Origin of the sequence: Protaetiibacter sp. SSC-01, assembly GCF_014483895.1 — a bacterium.
GTDB lineage: Bacteria > Actinomycetota > Actinomycetes > Actinomycetales > Microbacteriaceae > Homoserinibacter.
Map to the genome: position 1 here is coordinate 1,891,307 of NZ_CP059987.1, position 15,710 is coordinate 1,907,016.

The 15,710-nt window shown below is 71.2% G+C and carries 17 protein-coding genes; 6 read left to right on the top strand and 11 right to left on the bottom strand.

Annotated features, from left to right (window positions below; genetic code table 11):
• Window positions 1-98: 98 nt before the first annotated feature.
• From H4J02_RS08970 to H4J02_RS08990, 5 genes are all read right to left on the bottom strand, one after another.
• Window positions 99-950, bottom strand: a complete 852-nt coding sequence (locus tag H4J02_RS08970; RefSeq protein WP_187674267.1) for a hypothetical protein — start codon at window positions 948-950, stop codon at window positions 99-101.
• The gene (locus tag H4J02_RS08975) at window positions 947-2,002 is read right to left on the bottom strand and encodes a hypothetical protein (RefSeq protein WP_187674268.1); all 1,056 of its coding nucleotides are present in this window, start codon (window positions 2,000-2,002) and stop codon (window positions 947-949) included. Before H4J02_RS08975 ends, H4J02_RS08970 begins: the two co-directional genes overlap by 4 nt.
• A 111-nt stretch (window positions 2,003-2,113) precedes the next feature.
• The gene (locus H4J02_RS08980; protein ID WP_187674269.1) at window positions 2,114-3,988 is read right to left on the bottom strand and encodes a CASTOR/POLLUX-related putative ion channel; all 1,875 of its coding nucleotides are present in this window, start codon (window positions 3,986-3,988) and stop codon (window positions 2,114-2,116) included.
• A gap of 171 nt (window positions 3,989-4,159) precedes the next feature.
• Complete coding sequence (gene rpsO / locus H4J02_RS08985) at window positions 4,160-4,429, bottom strand: 30S ribosomal protein S15 (protein WP_187674270.1); 270 nt, start codon at window positions 4,427-4,429, stop codon at window positions 4,160-4,162.
• 123 nt (window positions 4,430-4,552) lie between these two features.
• Complete coding sequence (locus H4J02_RS08990; RefSeq protein ID WP_187674271.1) at window positions 4,553-5,050, bottom strand: zinc ribbon domain-containing protein; 498 nt, start codon at window positions 5,048-5,050, stop codon at window positions 4,553-4,555.
• Between the two features lie 114 nt (window positions 5,051-5,164).
• Between H4J02_RS08990 and H4J02_RS08995 the strand changes: the two genes are divergently transcribed.
• Window positions 5,165-6,364 carry a MarP family serine protease gene (locus H4J02_RS08995; RefSeq protein ID WP_187674272.1) on the top strand — a complete coding sequence of 400 codons (1,200 nt, stop codon included), beginning with the start codon at window positions 5,165-5,167 and terminating at the stop codon, window positions 6,362-6,364.
• A 4-nt stretch (window positions 6,365-6,368) separates the two neighbouring features.
• Here H4J02_RS08995 and H4J02_RS09000 read toward each other — a convergent pair whose 3' ends face one another.
• From H4J02_RS09000 to recO, 5 genes are all read right to left on the bottom strand, one after another.
• Entirely contained in the window at window positions 6,369-6,734 is a 366-nt protein-coding gene (locus H4J02_RS09000; protein ID WP_187674273.1) for a nuclear transport factor 2 family protein, read from the bottom strand.
• Window positions 6,735-6,865: 131 nt separating this feature from the next.
• Window positions 6,866-8,077: a PrsW family intramembrane metalloprotease gene (locus H4J02_RS09005; protein WP_187674274.1), complete on the bottom strand. Its 1,212-nt coding sequence runs from the start codon at window positions 8,075-8,077 to the stop codon at window positions 6,866-6,868.
• 54 nt (window positions 8,078-8,131) lie between these two features.
• Window positions 8,132-8,917 (bottom strand): hypothetical protein, encoded by a 786-nt coding sequence (locus H4J02_RS09010; protein ID WP_187674275.1) that lies wholly within the window; start codon window positions 8,915-8,917, stop codon window positions 8,132-8,134.
• 31 nt (window positions 8,918-8,948) lie between these two features.
• Entirely contained in the window at window positions 8,949-9,770 is an 822-nt protein-coding gene (locus H4J02_RS09015) for an isoprenyl transferase (RefSeq protein ID WP_187674276.1), read from the bottom strand.
• Between the two features lie 22 nt (window positions 9,771-9,792).
• The gene (gene recO, locus H4J02_RS09020; RefSeq protein ID WP_187674277.1) at window positions 9,793-10,524 is read right to left on the bottom strand and encodes a DNA repair protein RecO; all 732 of its coding nucleotides are present in this window, start codon (window positions 10,522-10,524) and stop codon (window positions 9,793-9,795) included.
• 123 nt (window positions 10,525-10,647) lie between these two features.
• On the opposite strand from recO, the gene H4J02_RS09025 reads away from it, so the two are divergent.
• The 5 genes from H4J02_RS09025 (at window position 10,648) to H4J02_RS09045 (ending at window position 13,783) form a co-directional block, all read left to right on the top strand.
• Window positions 10,648-11,529: an RNA polymerase sigma-70 factor gene (locus H4J02_RS09025; protein ID WP_187674278.1), complete on the top strand. Its 882-nt coding sequence runs from the start codon at window positions 10,648-10,650 to the stop codon at window positions 11,527-11,529.
• Between the two features lie 20 nt (window positions 11,530-11,549).
• On the top strand, window positions 11,550-12,287 hold the full coding sequence (locus H4J02_RS09030; protein WP_187674279.1) for an SDR family oxidoreductase: 738 nt from the start codon (window positions 11,550-11,552) through the stop codon (window positions 12,285-12,287).
• On the top strand, window positions 12,284-12,772 hold the full coding sequence (locus tag H4J02_RS09035) for a hypothetical protein (RefSeq protein WP_187674280.1): 489 nt from the start codon (window positions 12,284-12,286) through the stop codon (window positions 12,770-12,772). The genes H4J02_RS09030 and H4J02_RS09035 overlap by 4 nt, the downstream gene beginning before the upstream one ends.
• Entirely contained in the window at window positions 12,675-13,364 is a 690-nt protein-coding gene (locus H4J02_RS09040; RefSeq protein WP_397420127.1) for a trimeric intracellular cation channel family protein, read from the top strand. The genes H4J02_RS09035 and H4J02_RS09040 overlap by 98 nt, the downstream gene beginning before the upstream one ends.
• 278 nt (window positions 13,365-13,642) lie before the next feature.
• The gene (locus H4J02_RS09045; protein WP_187674281.1) at window positions 13,643-13,783 is read left to right on the top strand and encodes a hypothetical protein; all 141 of its coding nucleotides are present in this window, start codon (window positions 13,643-13,645) and stop codon (window positions 13,781-13,783) included.
• A 90-nt stretch (window positions 13,784-13,873) separates the two neighbouring features.
• Here H4J02_RS09045 and leuA read toward each other — a convergent pair whose 3' ends face one another.
• Window positions 13,874-15,634 (bottom strand): 2-isopropylmalate synthase, encoded by a 1,761-nt coding sequence (gene leuA / locus H4J02_RS09050; RefSeq protein ID WP_187674282.1) that lies wholly within the window; start codon window positions 15,632-15,634, stop codon window positions 13,874-13,876.
• Window positions 15,635-15,710: the final 76 nt, after the last annotated feature.

Sequence of the window (15,710 nt, forward strand, 5' to 3'; positions counted from 1 at the left end):
TCATCCATGGCAGAAAGTGTGCGCCGGGCGAACAGGTGCGACCACCCCCAGACGGGGTGCCCCGCGTGGGGGTGCGCACGGATGTTCGAGACTTGCGGTCAGCCCTGGGCCGCGAAGGAGGCGAGCAGCGTGTCCACGTCGCACGCGGCATCCGTCACGCACGTGAGTCGGCCGTCGACGACCGACAGCTGCACGGGAGCGAGGCCCGGCAGCTCGACGTCCACGCCGAGCGGCAGCTCCACCTCGCGAGTCTCCGCGCCGAGCGCCTCCGTGAAGACGATGCGGCCCCGGAAGTCGGCGGAGCTCTGCAGCAGCAGTGCGAACTGGCCGTTCTCCCCCGGTGCGAGGTTGAAGACGAGCGGGTTGTCGGGCAGCGACCTGTCGGGCTGCACGTAGACGGCGCCTGTGCCGGATGCCGGGTCGAGCACGGCGGTGCGCAGCCCCGACGCGCCCGCACCCGTCATGTCGCACGTCACAGCGACGTGCGACGCGACCGCCGTCGCCTCGCCCTCGCCGCGGAAGCCCTTGAGGCTCAGCATCGCGCCCTCGCTCGCGACGTTCGCGACCGAGACGAGGTGACGCTGCGCGAGCGGTCGGCCGTTCGCCTCGAGCCACGCGAGCTGCGATGCGTCGCATCGCGACGGCGACTCGGGGAACGACGCCCAGTCGGCGGAGATCGGCACGGCGAAAGCAGGGGCGAGCTGCGGCTCAGCCGACTCGACCGCGATGGTGAGGGAGTCGAGCGTCGTCGCGTCGCGGAAGAGCAGCGGCCATACGCCGATCACGCCCGTCACGGCGCCGATGACGCCGACCGCAGCCGATACGAGAGCCCACGTGCGGCGCCACCAGGGTACGCCGGCGGCCGGGGACGGCGGGGCGGGAGTCGTCTCGGCGACCTCGGGAGCCGTCTCGACGACCTCGGGAGCCACCTCGCTCGGGATGTCGCTCACGGCGCCGCCAGGACGGCGAGCCAGTCCGCGAGAGAGCAGACCTGACTGCTGCTGGTGCGGTCGGCGGTGCAGCGCGTGTCCTCGGCCATCGCAGCGATGTAGAGGTACGGCAGCGGTCGCGTCACCGCGGGCGAGACGACATCCGCGGCATCCGGCGACAGGTCGATCGTCGACTTCTCGCCGCCCACGGTCACGGTCGCGACGAATCGGCCGACGAAGTCGATCGTCTGCTCGTAAACGAGGTTGAGCGTGCGCGTCTCGCCCGGCTGCACACCGAAGACGACGGGCTCGCCCGCGACAGGCGGCACCGGGTCGGACGAGAAGCAGGAGCCGATCGTGTAGCAGTCGTCGTAGACCGCGATCGGGTCGACGCCCAGTCGCAAGTGGGCGAAGATCCCGTCGTCACCGCCGCCCGAGCACGTGTAGTAGCCGACCCTCACCGTGTCGGTGGTCGGCGGCGTGAGCTGCCCCTGGGCTCGGATGTCGCTCACGACGATCTCCGAACCGCTCGTCGCGGTGTTCGTGATCGACGCGGTCACGAAGTTCGGCGGGATGACCGTGCCATGCTCCTGCAGCCACGCGAGCTGGCGGGAGTCGGTGCAGTGGCTGTCGGGGTTCTGCTGGTAACTCCAGAGCTCCTCCCACGGCGCGTCGATCGGCACGGCGTACTCGTCGAATCCGGAGGCGAGCGAGCGGTCGACGTTGATGCCGAGGGCGTTCGTGCCGACGCCGCCCGCGATCGGCTCGAGCAGCGGGGCGGATGCCGCCCCCGCCGCACCGGACCCGTCGCCGTCGCCTTCACCCTCGCTCGCGCCCGGGCTCGTCACCGCGACGGTGTCGGTCGACGAGGTCGTCGTCGACGCCGCGACCGCGAGCGGCACGACGATCGACACGACGCCGATGATCGTGCCGGCGATCGAACCCGCGGCGATGAGCTGAGGCTTCGTGAAGCGGCTGAGGAAGGACTTCCTCTGCGGCGACTGCGCGCTCTCCGGGTGATCCTTGGCGGCCGATGCCTCGGCGTCCGGGGTGGTCGGGGGCACGTCGGTCACGCGTGAGCTCCAGCGATGTCGAGTTGTCGATACGGGCTCCCGAACCCTATCGACGCAAGGCATCCCGGGCGCAGACCCCAACACGGGGGCAAACGGGGCGACCGCGCGGGCTCAGCCCTCGGCGAGCACGATGACACGGTCGTCGGACGCGAAGGTGCGGCGCTCGTCCTTCCGCGGGTTGACGACGACCCCGTAGTCCGCGGAGCTGCGGTGCCGGTCGGCGCCCACGCGGTAGCCGATCGCCGTCTCGCCGAGCCGGGCGGCCGCCTCGACGACCGTCGCGAAGTCGCTCTCGGCACCCGCACGGATGTAGCGGGACGCCGGTCGGAGGTAGATCTCGCTCCCCTCGGCCGTGAACAGCTCGTCCAGCACGGCCGCCAGTCGTCTGTTCTCGCTCAGCTGCGTGAGCGTGAGCGCGACGAGCTTGTCGGAGACGATGAAATCGTCGGCGTCGGTCACCTCCGCGAGCTCGCGATTGCGATCATCGAGCATCTCGCTCACGACGTTGAGATCCACACCGGCGCGCTCGGCGATGTCGCGGAGGTGCAGGAGCGTGATGAGGGTACGGGCGTCCGCCTGCTGAATGGGCAGCCGGGTGTCGGCGACGACCACGGTGTGATCCACGCGAGCCACGTCGAGCCCGTCGAGCAGGCGCCGGCTGGTCGGGTCACCGCGGTGGAATCGCACCTCGAGGTTCGCGAGCTCGGGGAACTCGACGCCCTCGATGTCGGCCACGATGTCCGCGCTCGAACCCGGCGCGACGTAGCCGTCGAGCTCGCCGAGCATGAACGGGAGCGCGCCGCTGTAGCCGAGGAAGAGCGTGCGCTCGGGCGCGACGGGCACGTCCACCGGATCCGCGATGGCGGCCTCCTCGAATGCGATCGCGGGAGCGACGCGCACGGAGGACTCGTCCTCCGCGATGACGATGAGCTCGTCCCCCGCTGCGACGCGGGTCTCGGCCGGCGGGTTGAGCGTGCTCGAGCCGTTCGCGACGACACCGATGACCGTCGAGTCGAGGAACGACATCCGCGCCTCGTGGAAGGTGCGGCCCGCGAGCTCCGGCACGGCGACCATGTAGATCTCGCCGCCGTCGAAGCCGAGCAGCTCCGAGTAGACGACCGAGAGGCCCGATTGACGGGAGGTCTGAACCGCGATGCGACTGATGAGCTCGTTGGCGGGCACCCATTCGACCTCGTCGCGACCCACGAGGCGCGCGACATCGAGGTTCGCGGGGTCCTTGAGCTCCGCGACGACGTGGTAGCGGTCTCCCTCCGGCCGGTTCTGGTCGCCGAGAAGGGCGAGCGCCGACTTGACGACCGCAGCATCCGACCCGTCGCTCTCGGAGGGGGCGAGCAGCACGATGCTGCGCGCCCCGTGCGGGCTGCCGAGGCGCAGATCGCCGGGCGTCATGGGGTCGCCCGAGCGGCAGATCACGCGGGTCTTGCCCGTGTCGCCGACGGCGTCGCGGATCGCCTCCTCCATCTCGACCTTGTCGCGGTCGGCGAGGATGACGACGGCGCTGCGCCCGCGCGACTCGTTGGCGATCGCGAGCTGCGCGACGATCGTGAAGACCTTGTCGTTCCAGCCGACGATGAGCGTGTGATCCTTCTCGATGACTCGCGAGCGGCCTTTGCGCAGCTCCGCGACCTTCGCGTCGAAGCCGCCCGACACGATGCCGATGAGGCTCGCGACGATCACGAGGCCGCCGAGGGTCACGACGAGCATCGCGATGCGGAAGCCCCACCCCGTGTCGCCGCCCATGGTGCCCGGGTCGAGCGTGCGCATGAGGTTGCCCCAGAAGATGTCGAGGAAGTCACCCTCGGGCTCGTCGGCGGGATGCAGCGGCAGCGCCCACACGATGACCGCGACGACGGTGACGAAGACGAAGGACACCGCGGCGAGCAGGCCGATGAGGGCGATCGTGCCCGCGGACATCCAGGTGTCGAAGCGGTAGCGGAGGCGCTCCGCGCGCGTGGGCTCGGTCATGTGGTGGTCCCCTCGGGCGGTCGGGATGAGGGGAAGACTAGCGCCCTGCGGGAATGACGAAGGCCGCCACCCGCAGGTGACGGCCTCCGCAAGAAGTTCGCGTTGTCAGCGACGAGATTGCTCGGCACGGCCGAGCAATCCGAAAAGGCTCTGCCCTTTCGGGGACTTCGCCTATCGGCGCAGTCCGAGACGCTCGATCAGCGAGCGGTAACGCTCGATGTCGACGTCCTGGAGGTAGCCGAGCAGCCGGCGACGCTGGCCCACGAGGAGCAGCAGACCACGACGCGAGTGGTGGTCGTGCTTGTGCTCCTTGAGGTGCTCGGTGAGGTCCTTGATCCGCTTGGTGAGGATCGCGACCTGCACCTCGGGGGATCCGGTGTCTCCGGGGTGGGTGGCGTACTCGTCGATGATCGCCTTCTTGACGTCTGCATCCAGTGCCATAGAGGGATCCCCTTTCTCTCGTTGCGCGGTGCACCCCGCCCGATGCGGGGGCTCTCTCGATCCGCGGCCGTTTGACGGCAACCTGCCAAGACTACCAGACAGGGCGCGCGACGGATGCGGCCGTCACTCGAGCGCGAGCACGAGCGTGAGCAGGAACGACAGCACGACGAGCACCGCGAACGTCGCCGACACGATGATGCCCGCGAGCGCCCACCCGCGTCTGCGCAGCATCCCGTCGGCGGTCTCGCGGATGCCTCGCACACCGAAGCGGATCGACGCGGCCGCGAGCCCCCACACCACGAGGAGCTTGATCCCCTCGAGCGCGAGCGCCGCCTCCATGAGGCGCGTGGCGTCGGCGACGAGCATGACGACGCCGAGCGTGAGGGCGCCGATGACGGCGTTCGCGACGACGAGCAGCAGGGCGAGCTGCAGGCTGCGGGTGGCGGCGAGCCCGGCTGGTCGACGCCCGGCCGTCGCGATCACGACGCGCGAGCCGCAGCGCCCGCAGAACGGCTGCTCGGCGGATGCTGCGGCACCGCACGCGGGGCACGCCAGCCCCCTGCGCACGCGCTCGATCGTCGCGCCGAAGGGGGCGAGCGTCGAGGGGGCGGCGACCGTCATGACCCCCATTGTGGGGGTACGCTCTCGGGTGCGGCAAGCGGGCGCCCACGACCCTCAGGAGACTGGGAGGATGCGCGCGGCGCGGCGCGCTCGACCCCCTGGGAGACTGGACACGTGATCGCCGCGCGCCTGCTCGACCTGCTGCTCGTGCTCGTGCTGTGCGTGTATCTCGGCGAGGGCTGGCGCAACGGGATCGTGCGCAGCGTCAGCGCCATCCTGGGCGTCGCCGCGGGCGGCGTCGCGGCGTTCTTCGCGATGCCGATCGTCGCGGCGGCGATCCCCTCCCCCGAGTGGCGCCTCACCGTCTCGGTCGCCCTCGGCGTGCTCCTGCTCATCGGCGGCCACCTGCTCGGCGTCGCGATCGGGCGCTCGATCGAGGGCCGCCGCCCCGACGACCGGAGGCGGAGCACCGACCTCACGACCGCGGAGCGGCTGCTCGGTGCCGTCGCGAACGTCGTCGCCTCGGCGCTCGTCATCACGCTCGTGGCCGGCAGCGTCGCCCAGCTCGGCGTGCCCGTGCTCTCGCAGGCGGTCAACCGCTCCGTCGTCATCGGCACGATCGACCGGATCACACCCGGCCCCGTGGCCGAGGGGCTCGCGCGCGTGCGCTCGGCGATCTTCGAGCAGGGGCTCCCGACGATCGACGACGCCCTCGGCGGGATCGCGGCGAGCCAGGATCCGCCGGATGTCGACACGGCATCCGACCCCCTCGCGGCGGCCGCGCGATCGGTCGCCCGCATCAACGGCACGGCGTTCGCGTGCGGCCAGAACCAGACCGGCAGCGGGTTCGTCGTGGCACCGGAGCGGGTCGTCACGAACGCTCACGTCGTCGCGGGGGTCGTGCAGCCCATCGTCGAGCTGCCCGACGGGCAGACCCTCGACGCACGCGTCGTGTGGTTCGACCCCGAGGGCGACATCGCGATCCTCGCCGTCGACGGCCTCGACGCGGCGCCGCTCGAGCTCGCCGACCCCGCGATCGGCGACGACGCCGTCGTCGACGGCTACCCGCACGGCGGCCCGTTCACCTCGAAGCCCGCGAAGGTGCTCGCGATCTCGAACGAGCGCGTCGCCGACATCTACGGCGACGGCTGGAGCACGCGCGAGGTCGCGACGGTCGCTGCGGAGGTGCAGCCCGGCAACTCGGGCGGCCCGCTCATCACGCTCGACGGTCGTGTCGCGGGGGTCGTGTTCGCCCGCAACGCCGAGCACGCGAACCTCGGCTACGCCACGACCGTCGGGCAGCTCTCCGAGCTGTTCGCGGGCGCGGGTGAGCTCACCGCGCCGGTCGAGCCGGGCAGCTGCGTCGCCGGCTGAGCCCTCAGGACCCCTCGGGACGCTTCATGTACCACTCGACGAAGCTGCGCGCGCGGCCGTCGGCGTCGAGCTCGATGAGCCACAGATTGTCGTAGAGCCTGCCCTCGCGGTAGTCGACGCGCAGCTGCACGACGCCGAGGTCGCCGTCGACGGCGATGACGCGGCTCTCGTAGGTGGTGTCGCCGGGCTGGTCGGCCGCCTCGATCCACTTCGCGACGATGTCGTCGTGGCCCCGCCACGGCGCATCCGAGGGGCCTGTGCGGTACTCGGCGTCGGGGGTGAAGAGCGAGCGGATGTCGTCGGGGTCGTTCGACTCCCACGCGACCCGGTAGCGGCTGACCCAGTTCTCGATGCTCGTGCGATCGGTCATGGCACAGGTCTACCCCGCGCCGCCGACACGGAGGGTTGACGACACGGGGTGACCGGGTGCACCCTGGAATCAGTTCAACTCATCGCCCAGCAGAGCCGGAGTCATCGACCCGCCACTGGGCGATGAGTCTTTCAGCGGGGCGTCGCCGCCTGGAGCGCCTGCCTCGACGACGTGAGCTTCATCAGCAGCTCGTGCTCGTCGCGCTGCGCGCCGATGCGGTCGCGGCCCGTGATGATGCGCTGCCGAGTGAAGGCGAGGGTCGTCGAGTCGCGGATGTACGCCTTCATGAGCGGCGCGACGCCGTGCGCGCGCGCCCACGTCATCGCCTGCTTGCGGCCCGCGCCCGTGCCGAGCGTGCCCACCTCGGCATGGCTCAGCCATCCGGCATTCGCGTACTCCGCGAGCCGCTCCTGCGTGAGCTTCGCCTCCCGCTTGCGCAGCTGCACCACGAGCACGATCGACGCGGCGAAGAGCGGAACCTGCAGCACGAGGTAGAGCAGGAACCAGCCGCCGAGGCCGAGGTACGAGGTGCCGTTCCACAGTGCGTGGAGGCCCATCGCGGGCAGGAGGCCCACGAAGAAGCCGCCGATGCCGCCCGCGATCGACTTGCGGCCCCACAGGCCGATGAAGAGGCCCGTCATGGCCGTGAACATCGCGTGCGCGAAGGGAGACATGATGCCGCGGACGAAGAAGGTGAGAAGCGTGTCGACCGAGAGGAGACCCGAGTAGGCCATCGCCTGCGAGAAGTACAGGATGTTCTCGGTGAAGGCGAAGCCGCCCGCGACGACCGCTGCGTAGACGATGCCGTCGACCGGGCCGTCGAAGTACTTGCGCGCGATGAGGAAGATGAGCAGCACGCCGAACCCCTTGGCGGCCTCCTCGACGACGGGCGCCTGCACGACCGTGCCGAGCACGTCGAGCGCGTCCGCGTCGATGCCCGCCGCGTAGCTCGTGAGCTGGATGCCGATGTCGACGATGAGCGCGATCGCGACCGACATGACGGCGCCCCACAGGAAGCCGAACACGAGCAGGCCGCGCGGCTCCGGCTCCCAGCGGTCGATCCACCAGACCCCGAGCAGGACGATCACCAGGGGGATGATCGCGAGCACGCCGCCGAGGAGGAGCAGCACGGGACCGAGGGCGAGGAACAGGTACGCGAGGAGCGCGAGGCCGAAGACCCCGACGACGATGAAGCCCGCGATCGCCCAGCCGAAGAGCGCATGGCGGGGCTTGGCGGGCTGCTGGAACGTCGGGACGGGCGGGGTCTGCGCCTGGGCCTGCACCTCGGCGGGTGCTGCCTCCGGCTGTCGGGCGGAGGGGTTCGTGGTGGGTTCGAAGGACATAGCCGTCACCCTACAGAGGCGACGGCCCGTACCCCGGGAACCGCTCGCGCGGGGCTACTTCTGCTGCTCGCGCAGGATCGCGAGGGCGCGGCTCACGCGGTCGCGCAGGCCGGGCACGTTCTTGCGCTGCGGGATGCGGGCCCGCTCGAGCAGGGCGACCACCTCGGCGCGCTGGGAGGCGCGCACGGCGTCGATGGCCTCCTGGCGCACGACGGCGGCGCGAACGGCCACGATGAAGGCGGCGACGCTGAGCGCGGCTGCGACGATCGCGCCGACAGCGAGACCGACGATCCCGTCGGCGAACGCGGCGATCGCCGCGGCGACGCCGAGGCCGAGCACCGCGAGCAGCGCGACGAGCCGCAGCGTCGGGGCTGCGGCCGAGCGGCGCGCGAGCAGGCGGTCGGCGTCGGCGAGGCGGTTGTCGAACGACTCGAGCTCCTCGGGCGTGAGCTGCAGCACCGCGCGGTCGCGCAGGTCTCGGCGGATGCGGGCGTAGGTCGGGCGGTCGCGCCGCACGACGGCGAGCACCGCGAGCAGGCCGATGCCGAACGCGAGCACCGCGACGGCGACGAGGATGAGGAACGCCGCCACCGGGCGGTGCTCGTCGAGGAGGAGGCGCGCGGCGACGTCGACGCCGAAGGTCAGCAGCACCGCCGTGACGGCGGCGACCGCCATCGTCCAGGTGAGCTCGCGGACGGTGTTGCGCGTGATGACCTCGGGGTCGTCGGTGTCGCGCACACGGCGCGCGTCGATGAAGCCCGTGATCGCGTCGCCCACCTGGAGGGCGACGATCGACGACTGCAGCAGCAGCGCGACGACGAGCAGCGGCACGAGATCCACGAAGCGACCCTAACCCAGGCCGGATGCCGCTCTACGACTGCGGGTCGGAGACGGGCGTCGGCGTATCGACCGCGCCGCCGAAGCGGCGGGCACGACCGCTGTAGAGCTCGATCGCGCGCCACAGGTCCTCGCGGCTGAAGTCGGGCCACAGGGTGTCGAGGAACACCATCTCGGCGTAGGCGGACTGCCACAGCAGGAAGTTGCTCGTGCGCTGCTCGCCCGAGCTGCGCACGAACAGGTCGACGTCGGGCATGTCGGGGATGTACAGGTGCCGCGCGATCGTCTTCTCGCCGATGCGCTCGGGGTTGAGCCTGCCGGCGGCGACCTCGCGCGCGATGCCGCGCACGGCATCCTGCAGCTCGGTGCGTCCGCCGTAGTTGACGCACATCGTGAGGGTGAGAGTCGAGTTGTGCGCCGTGAGCCGCTCGGCGAACTGCAGCTCGTCGATGACCGAGCGCCAGAGCTTCGGGCGGCGGCCGGCCCAGCGCACGCGCACGCCCCACTCGTTGAGCTGGTCGCGGCGACGGTGAAGCACGTCGCGGTTGAAGCCCATGAGGAAGCGCACCTCGTCGGGGCTGCGCTTCCAGTTCTCGGTCGAGAACGCGTAGACCGAGAGGTGCTTCACGCCGACCTGGATGGCGCCCGCGACGACATCGAGCAGGGCCGCCTCCCCCGCCTTGTGCCCCTCGATGCGCGTGAGGCCGCGACGGTTCGCCCAGCGGCCGTTGCCGTCCATGACGATCGCGACATGCTGCGGGACGGCGGATGCGGGCAGGTGCGGCGGGTACTTGCCGGTCCAGTCGAGCGGCACGAAGTCGACGGCGTCGGGGTGGGTCTTGCGTACCGGTGCCACACGTCGACCTTAGTTGTGCCGCCTACGCGGTCGTGCGGTCGACGTGCTCGAGCGAGCGCAGGCCGCGCTCCAGGTGGAACTGCGTGTACGCCGCCGTGACGCCGGATGCCTGGGCGCGCGTGCGCTCGTCGGCCGCCTCCGCGGTCTCCCAGTCGCCCGCGAGCAGGGCGGCGAGCAGCTGCAGGGTCGCGGGGTCGAGCCGAGGCGCGCCGGGCGGGGCCGCGGCATCCGCGACGACGCCGCCGAGGTGCACGACGAAGGCGCTGTGCGGTCCGGGGGCGCCCGTGACGGCGCAGTCGACGAAGCTCGGAGCCCAGCCGGCGACCGAGAGCGCGCGCAGCAGGTAGGAGTCGAGCGTGAGGCCCGCGGCGTGCTCGCCGCGGCTCAGCGAGCGCAGGGCGCCCACGAGCAGCAGGTAGTGCTGCAGACCCGCCTCGTGGTCGGTGAGGCGGTCGGCCGTCTCGACCATCGCGTTCGCCGCCGTGTAGCGCGCGTAGTCGCCCATGATGTCGCCGCCGTAGGGCCCGAGCATCTCGACTTGCTGCACGATGTCGAGGCTGCGGCCGATGTAGCACTGCACGTCGACGACCATGAACGGCTCGAGACGGGCGCCGAAACGGGAGCCCGTGCGGCGCACGCCCTTCGCGACGGCACGGATCTTGCCGTGCTGCCGGCTGAGCATCGTGACGATGCGGTCGGCCTCACCCAGCTTGTGGGTGCGCAGCACGACGGCTTCGTCACGGTAGGTGGGCACGGTGTCCTCTCTGCGCGCCGACGTATGCGCGGCGCGCCCGTTGCGCGGCACGAGCGCGGTCGCGCCGCTCACTGGCATTCTCCCTCGCCGGGCTGACATCCGCCCGGATGCCATGATGAGGGCGTGGCGACGGATGCGGCACTCGCGGTCTTCGAGCACGCGCGACCCCGGCTCTTCGGCATCGCGTACCGGATGATGGGGACGGTCGCCGAAGCGGAGGACCTCGTGCAGGAGGCCTGGCTGCGCTGGCAGCGGGCCGACCGCGAGAGCGTGCGCGAGCCCGCCGCGTTCCTCGCGACGACCGTCACGCGCCTCGCCCTCAACGAGCTCGACTCCGCGCGCGCCCGCCGCGAGCAGTACGTGGGACCATGGCTGCCCGAACCCGTCGACACCTCCGCGGATCCCGCGCTCGGGGCCGAGCGGGCGGAGGCGCTGTCATTCGCCGTGCTCCTGCTGCTCGAGCGCCTCTCCCCCGCCGAGCGCGCCGCCTACGTGCTGCACGAGGCCTTCGACTACCCGTACCGGCGGATCGCCGAGGTGCTCGAGACGAGCGAGGCCAACGCGCGGCAGCTCGCGAGCCGGGCGCGAGCGCACCTTGCCCGCGAGCGCGCGGCATCCGTCACCCCCGCGGAGCGCGAGCGCCTGCTCGGAGCGTTCCTCGCGGCCGCGCAGTCGGGCGACCTCGAGGGGCTCGAGGCCGTGCTCGCGGAGGACATCGTCGCGTTCTCGGACGGCGGCGGAGTCGTGCACGCCGCGCGTCGGCCCGTCGTGGGGCGCGAGAAGGTCGCCGCGTTCCTGCTCGGCGTGGCCGAGAAGTTCCTCGACGGGGTCTCGTTCGTGCCCGCGAGCTACAACGGCGACCTCGCGTTCGTCGGCGTGCGCGAGGGTGCGCCCATGTCGGTGTTCGCGCTCGACTTCGGGCCCGAGGGCATCCGCGGCTTCTACAACGTCATGAACCCGGCCAAGCTGTCACGAATCGAGGTGCTGTCCGGTCAGAGCGGGTGAACCTCCACGAAAGGACACCCATGGACATCCTCGTCACGGGCGGCACCGGCCGCCTCGGCCGTCACGTCGTCCCCGCCCTCCGCGACCGCGGACACACGGTACGCGTGCTGAGCAGGAGGCCCGGAGAGGGACACCGGGTCGGCGACCTCGACAGGGGCGCGGGCATCGCGGCGGCGGTCGCGGGCGTCGACACGGTCGTGCACCTCGCGTCGACGTCGAAGGACGACGCTCGGCAGACACGCGCACTGCTCGACGCCCTCGAGGGCTCGCGGGCGCATCTGCTCTACGTCTCGATCGTCGGCGTCGACCGCGTGCCGCTCGGCTACTACCGCTCGAAGCTCGCCGCGGAGGAGGCGATCGGGGCGTCCGGGGTTCCGCACACGATCATCCGCGTCACCCAGTTCCACGACTTCGTCGTCAGCATGTTCCTCGCGCCGCAGCGGCACCTGCCCGTGACGTGCGTCATCCCGGGCACGGCGCAGCCGATCGACCTGCGGGATGTCGCTCCGCGCATCGTCGAGCTCGTCGAGGCGGGGCCGTCTGGACGCGTCGACGACCTCGCGGGCCCCGAGATCCGCACCCTCGCCGAGTTCGCGGCCGAGTGGCAGCGCTCCCTCGGCAAGCGTCGCCCGATCTGGACGCTGCGGCTGCCGATCGGGTTCGTGAAGGGCGCGGCCGCGGGCGGGCTCACGACCGGGCGCCCGGGCGCCGGCCGTATCACCTTCGCGGAGTTCCTCGCGGCGGAGGCGGAGCGATGACCGTCGTCACGCGCATCGCGCTCGCCGTGCTCGCCGCCAACGAGCTGCTCGTGGGCGTGTGGAACCAGTTCTGGCCCGACGGCTTCTACGCCGACTTCCCGACCGTGTCGCTCGACCCCGAATACAGCGAGCACTATGCGCGCGACTTCGGCGGCGCGACGCTCGGCATCGCCCTCGTGCTCATCGCGGCCCTCATCGCCCCGACGGGCGCGCTCGTGACGACCGCGGGCGCGGCCTACACGGTGTTCGCGCTCCCGCACTTCGTGTTCCATGCCGCGCATCTCGAGCACGCGAGCCCCGCGGATGTCGCCTTCCTGCTGATCGGCAACGGTCTCGGCGCGCTCGTGGGCCTCTTCGTGATCGTGCTCGGCGTGCTACGAATGGGGCGTGAACGACGCCGTCTTCGTGCTCCCTCTGTGGATGGACCTGCTCGCGGTGGGGATCGGCAGCGTGCAGGGGGCGGCGTTCGCGGCGCAGTTCCGTGACCGCCGGCTCGACCTGCTCGGCGTCGCGATCGTCGGCATCGCGACGGGCTTCGGCGGCGGTCTGCTGCGCGACATCCTGCTCGGCCAGGTTCCCCTCGCGCTGCAGAGCAACTGGTACCTGCCCGTCGCGACCGCCGCGGCCCTCATCGGCATGCTGCTGCAGCGACTGGTGCACAAGCTCGGCGTCACCCTCAACGTGCTCGACGCCGTGTCGATCGGCCTCTTCGGGGCGCTCGGCACGACCAAGGCGCTCGCGCTCGGACTACCCGAGGTGCCCGCGGTGTTCGTCGGCGCGATCGCCGCGGTCGGCGGCTCGGTGCTGCGCGACGTGCTGCTCAACCTGCCGATCGCGATCATGCAGGTCGGGTCGCTCTACGCGGTCGCCGCGATCGTCGGATCGGCGACTCTCGTCGTGCTCGACCGTTTCGGTGTGGACGTGCTCGTCTCGGGCATCGTGTGCGTCGTCGTGACCTTCGGGGTGCGGGTGCTCGCCGTCGCGTTCCACTGGCAGCTTCCCGAGCAACGGCACCTGCCCACCGGGGCGATCCGCATCATCCGCCGCCCCAAGAAGGATCGCCCTGCCGGCGCCTGACGGTGAGGACGGCGGGAGCATCACCTCGGCGAGCGAGCGGCGGAGCCAGGCGAGATAGCGCTCGTCGTCGTAGCCGGCGTGCCCGGTGAGGCGCGCGTAGGTTTCGGGCATCGTGACGATCCAGACGGATGCGACGAGCTCGTCGCGAGGAAGGTCGGTGCGCGCCCAGCCGCGGTCGATCCAGATGCCGACGAGCTCGTCGAGCTCGCGGCGGCGCGCGCCGAGCAGCTCTGCCCACCGGCGTCAACCTGCGCACCGGCACGCCCAGCGCATCCGCCGTGCGCGACGCCGTGCGTACGGTGCTCGCGGACGGGCGCTACGCGGAGGCGAGCGCCCGGATCGGCGCCGACATCCGCGTCTCCCCCGGGGTCGACGGCCTCGCCGACCTCGTGCGCACCCTCGCGCCCGTCAGGGCGTGATGATCGTCCGGGAGGACGACGCGCTGCCGCAGGGCCTTGTGGGCCCAGGGCGCGCCGCGTCGTCCTCCCGGACGAAGAACGGGAACCGGATCAGACGGCGGCGAGCTCGCGGTCGCCCGACTCGAGGCGCACGGCGCGGTTGACCGCAGACACGACCGCCTTGAGGGATGCCGTCGAGATGTCGGCGTCGATGCCCACGCCCCACAGGCGCTTCTCGCCCACCTGCAGCTCGACGTAGGCCGCGGCCTGCGCGTCGCCCGAGGCGCTCAGCGCGTGCTCGACGTAGTCGTAGAGCTTGATCTCGTGCCCGGCCGTCTGCAGGATGCCGAGGAACGCCGCGATGGGGCCGTTGCCCTCGCCGTGCGCATCCGACACCTCGTCGCCCACGCGCCAGCGGATGTCGAGGTTGACGACCCCGGTCAGCTCGCTCGCCGTGCGGGTCGAGAGCAGCTCGTAGCGGCCCCACTTGTCGTCGTCGGCCGCGGCCGGCAGGTACTCGTCCTGGAAGATCGCCCAGATCTCCTCGCTCGTGACCTCGCCGCCCTCGGCATCCGTCTTCGCCTGCACGACGCCCGAGAACTCGATCTGCAGCTTGCGCGGCAGGTCGAGGGCGTGGTCGGTCTTGAGCAGGTACGCGACACCGCCCTTGCCCGACTGCGAGTTGACGCGCACGACGGCCTCGTAGCCGCGGCCGAGGTCCTTCGGGTCGACGGGCAGGTAGGGCACCGCCCACTCGAGCTCCGAGACGGGAACGCCGCGGCGGGCCGCCTCGGCGTCCATCGCCTCGAAGCCCTTCTTGATGGCGTCCTGGTGCGAGCCCGAGAACGCCGTGTAGACGAGGTCGCCGGCCCACGGGCTGCGCTCGTGCACCTTGAGCTGGTTGCAGTATTCGGCGGTCACGCGGATCGAGTCGAGGTCGGAGAAGTCGATCTGCGGGTCGATGCCCTGCGTGAACAGGTTGATGCCGAGCGCGACGAGGTCGACGTTGCCGGTGCGCTCGCCGTTGCCGAACAGGCAGCCCTCGATGCGGTCGGCGCCCGCCTGGTAGCCGAGCTCGGCGGCCGCGATCGCGGTGCCGCGGTCGTTGTGCGGGTGCAGGCTCAGGATGACGTTCTCGCGGTGGTTGAGGTGGCGACTCATCCACTCGATCGAGTCGGCGTAGACGTTGGGCGTGGCCATCTCGACCGTCGAGGGCAGGTTGATGATGACCTTGCGCTCGGGCGTCGGCTCGAACACCTCGAGCACCTGGTTGCAGACGTCGACCGCGAACTCGAGCTCGGTGCCCGTGTAGCTCTCGGGCGAGTACTCGTAGTAGACGTTCGTGCCGGGCACGGTGGCCTCGAGCTCGCGGCACTTGCGCGCGCCGTTCAGGGCGATGTCGATGACGCCCTGCTTGTCGGTGCGGAACACGACCTCGCGCTGCAGCACGCTCGTCGAGTTGTACAGGTGCACGATGACGTTCTTCGCGCCGCGGATCGACTCGTAGGTGCGCTCGATGAGGTGGTCGCGCGCCTGCGTCAGCACCTGGATCGTGACGTCGTCGGGGATGAGACCCTCCTCGATCAGGAGGCGCACGAAGTCGAAGTCCGTCTGACTCGCCGAGGGGAAGCCCACCTCGATCTGCTTGTAGCCCATGCGCACGAGCAGCTCGAACATGATGCGCTTGCGCTCGGGGCTCATCGGGTCGATGAGGGCCTGGTTGCCGTCGCGGAGGTCGACGGCGCACCACATGGGGGCCTTCTCGATGTGCCTGTCGGGCCAGGTGCGGTCGGGCAGCTCCACACGGAACTGCTCGTGGTACGGGCGATACCGATGCACGGGCATCGAGGAGGGCTGCTGGGTGTTCTTCATGGTCTGTTCTCCGTCTTCCGGTCGGGATGGTCAGCCAACGACGAACTCCGCGACGGGGAAGGCCTGAGAACTAGGC

Coding starts and splice junctions, on each gene's coding strand:
- H4J02_RS09035 (WP_187674280.1), top strand. CDS start 12,284: ATGACCGTCGTCACGCGCATCGCGCTCGCCGTGCTCGCCGCCAACGAG.
- H4J02_RS08990 (WP_187674271.1), bottom strand. CDS start 5,050: ATGACGGTCGCCGCCCCCTCGACGCTCGCCCCCTTCGGCGCGACGATC.
- leuA (WP_187674282.1), bottom strand. CDS start 15,634: ATGAAGAACACCCAGCAGCCCTCCTCGATGCCCGTGCATCGGTATCGC.
- H4J02_RS09005 (WP_187674274.1), bottom strand. CDS start 8,077: ATGTCCTTCGAACCCACCACGAACCCCTCCGCCCGACAGCCGGAGGCA.
- H4J02_RS08980 (WP_187674269.1), bottom strand. CDS start 3,988: ATGACCGAGCCCACGCGCGCGGAGCGCCTCCGCTACCGCTTCGACACC.
- H4J02_RS09030 (WP_187674279.1), top strand. CDS start 11,550: ATGGACATCCTCGTCACGGGCGGCACCGGCCGCCTCGGCCGTCACGTC.
- H4J02_RS09000 (WP_187674273.1), bottom strand. CDS start 6,734: ATGACCGATCGCACGAGCATCGAGAACTGGGTCAGCCGCTACCGGGTC.
- rpsO (WP_187674270.1), bottom strand. CDS start 4,429: ATGGCACTGGATGCAGACGTCAAGAAGGCGATCATCGACGAGTACGCC.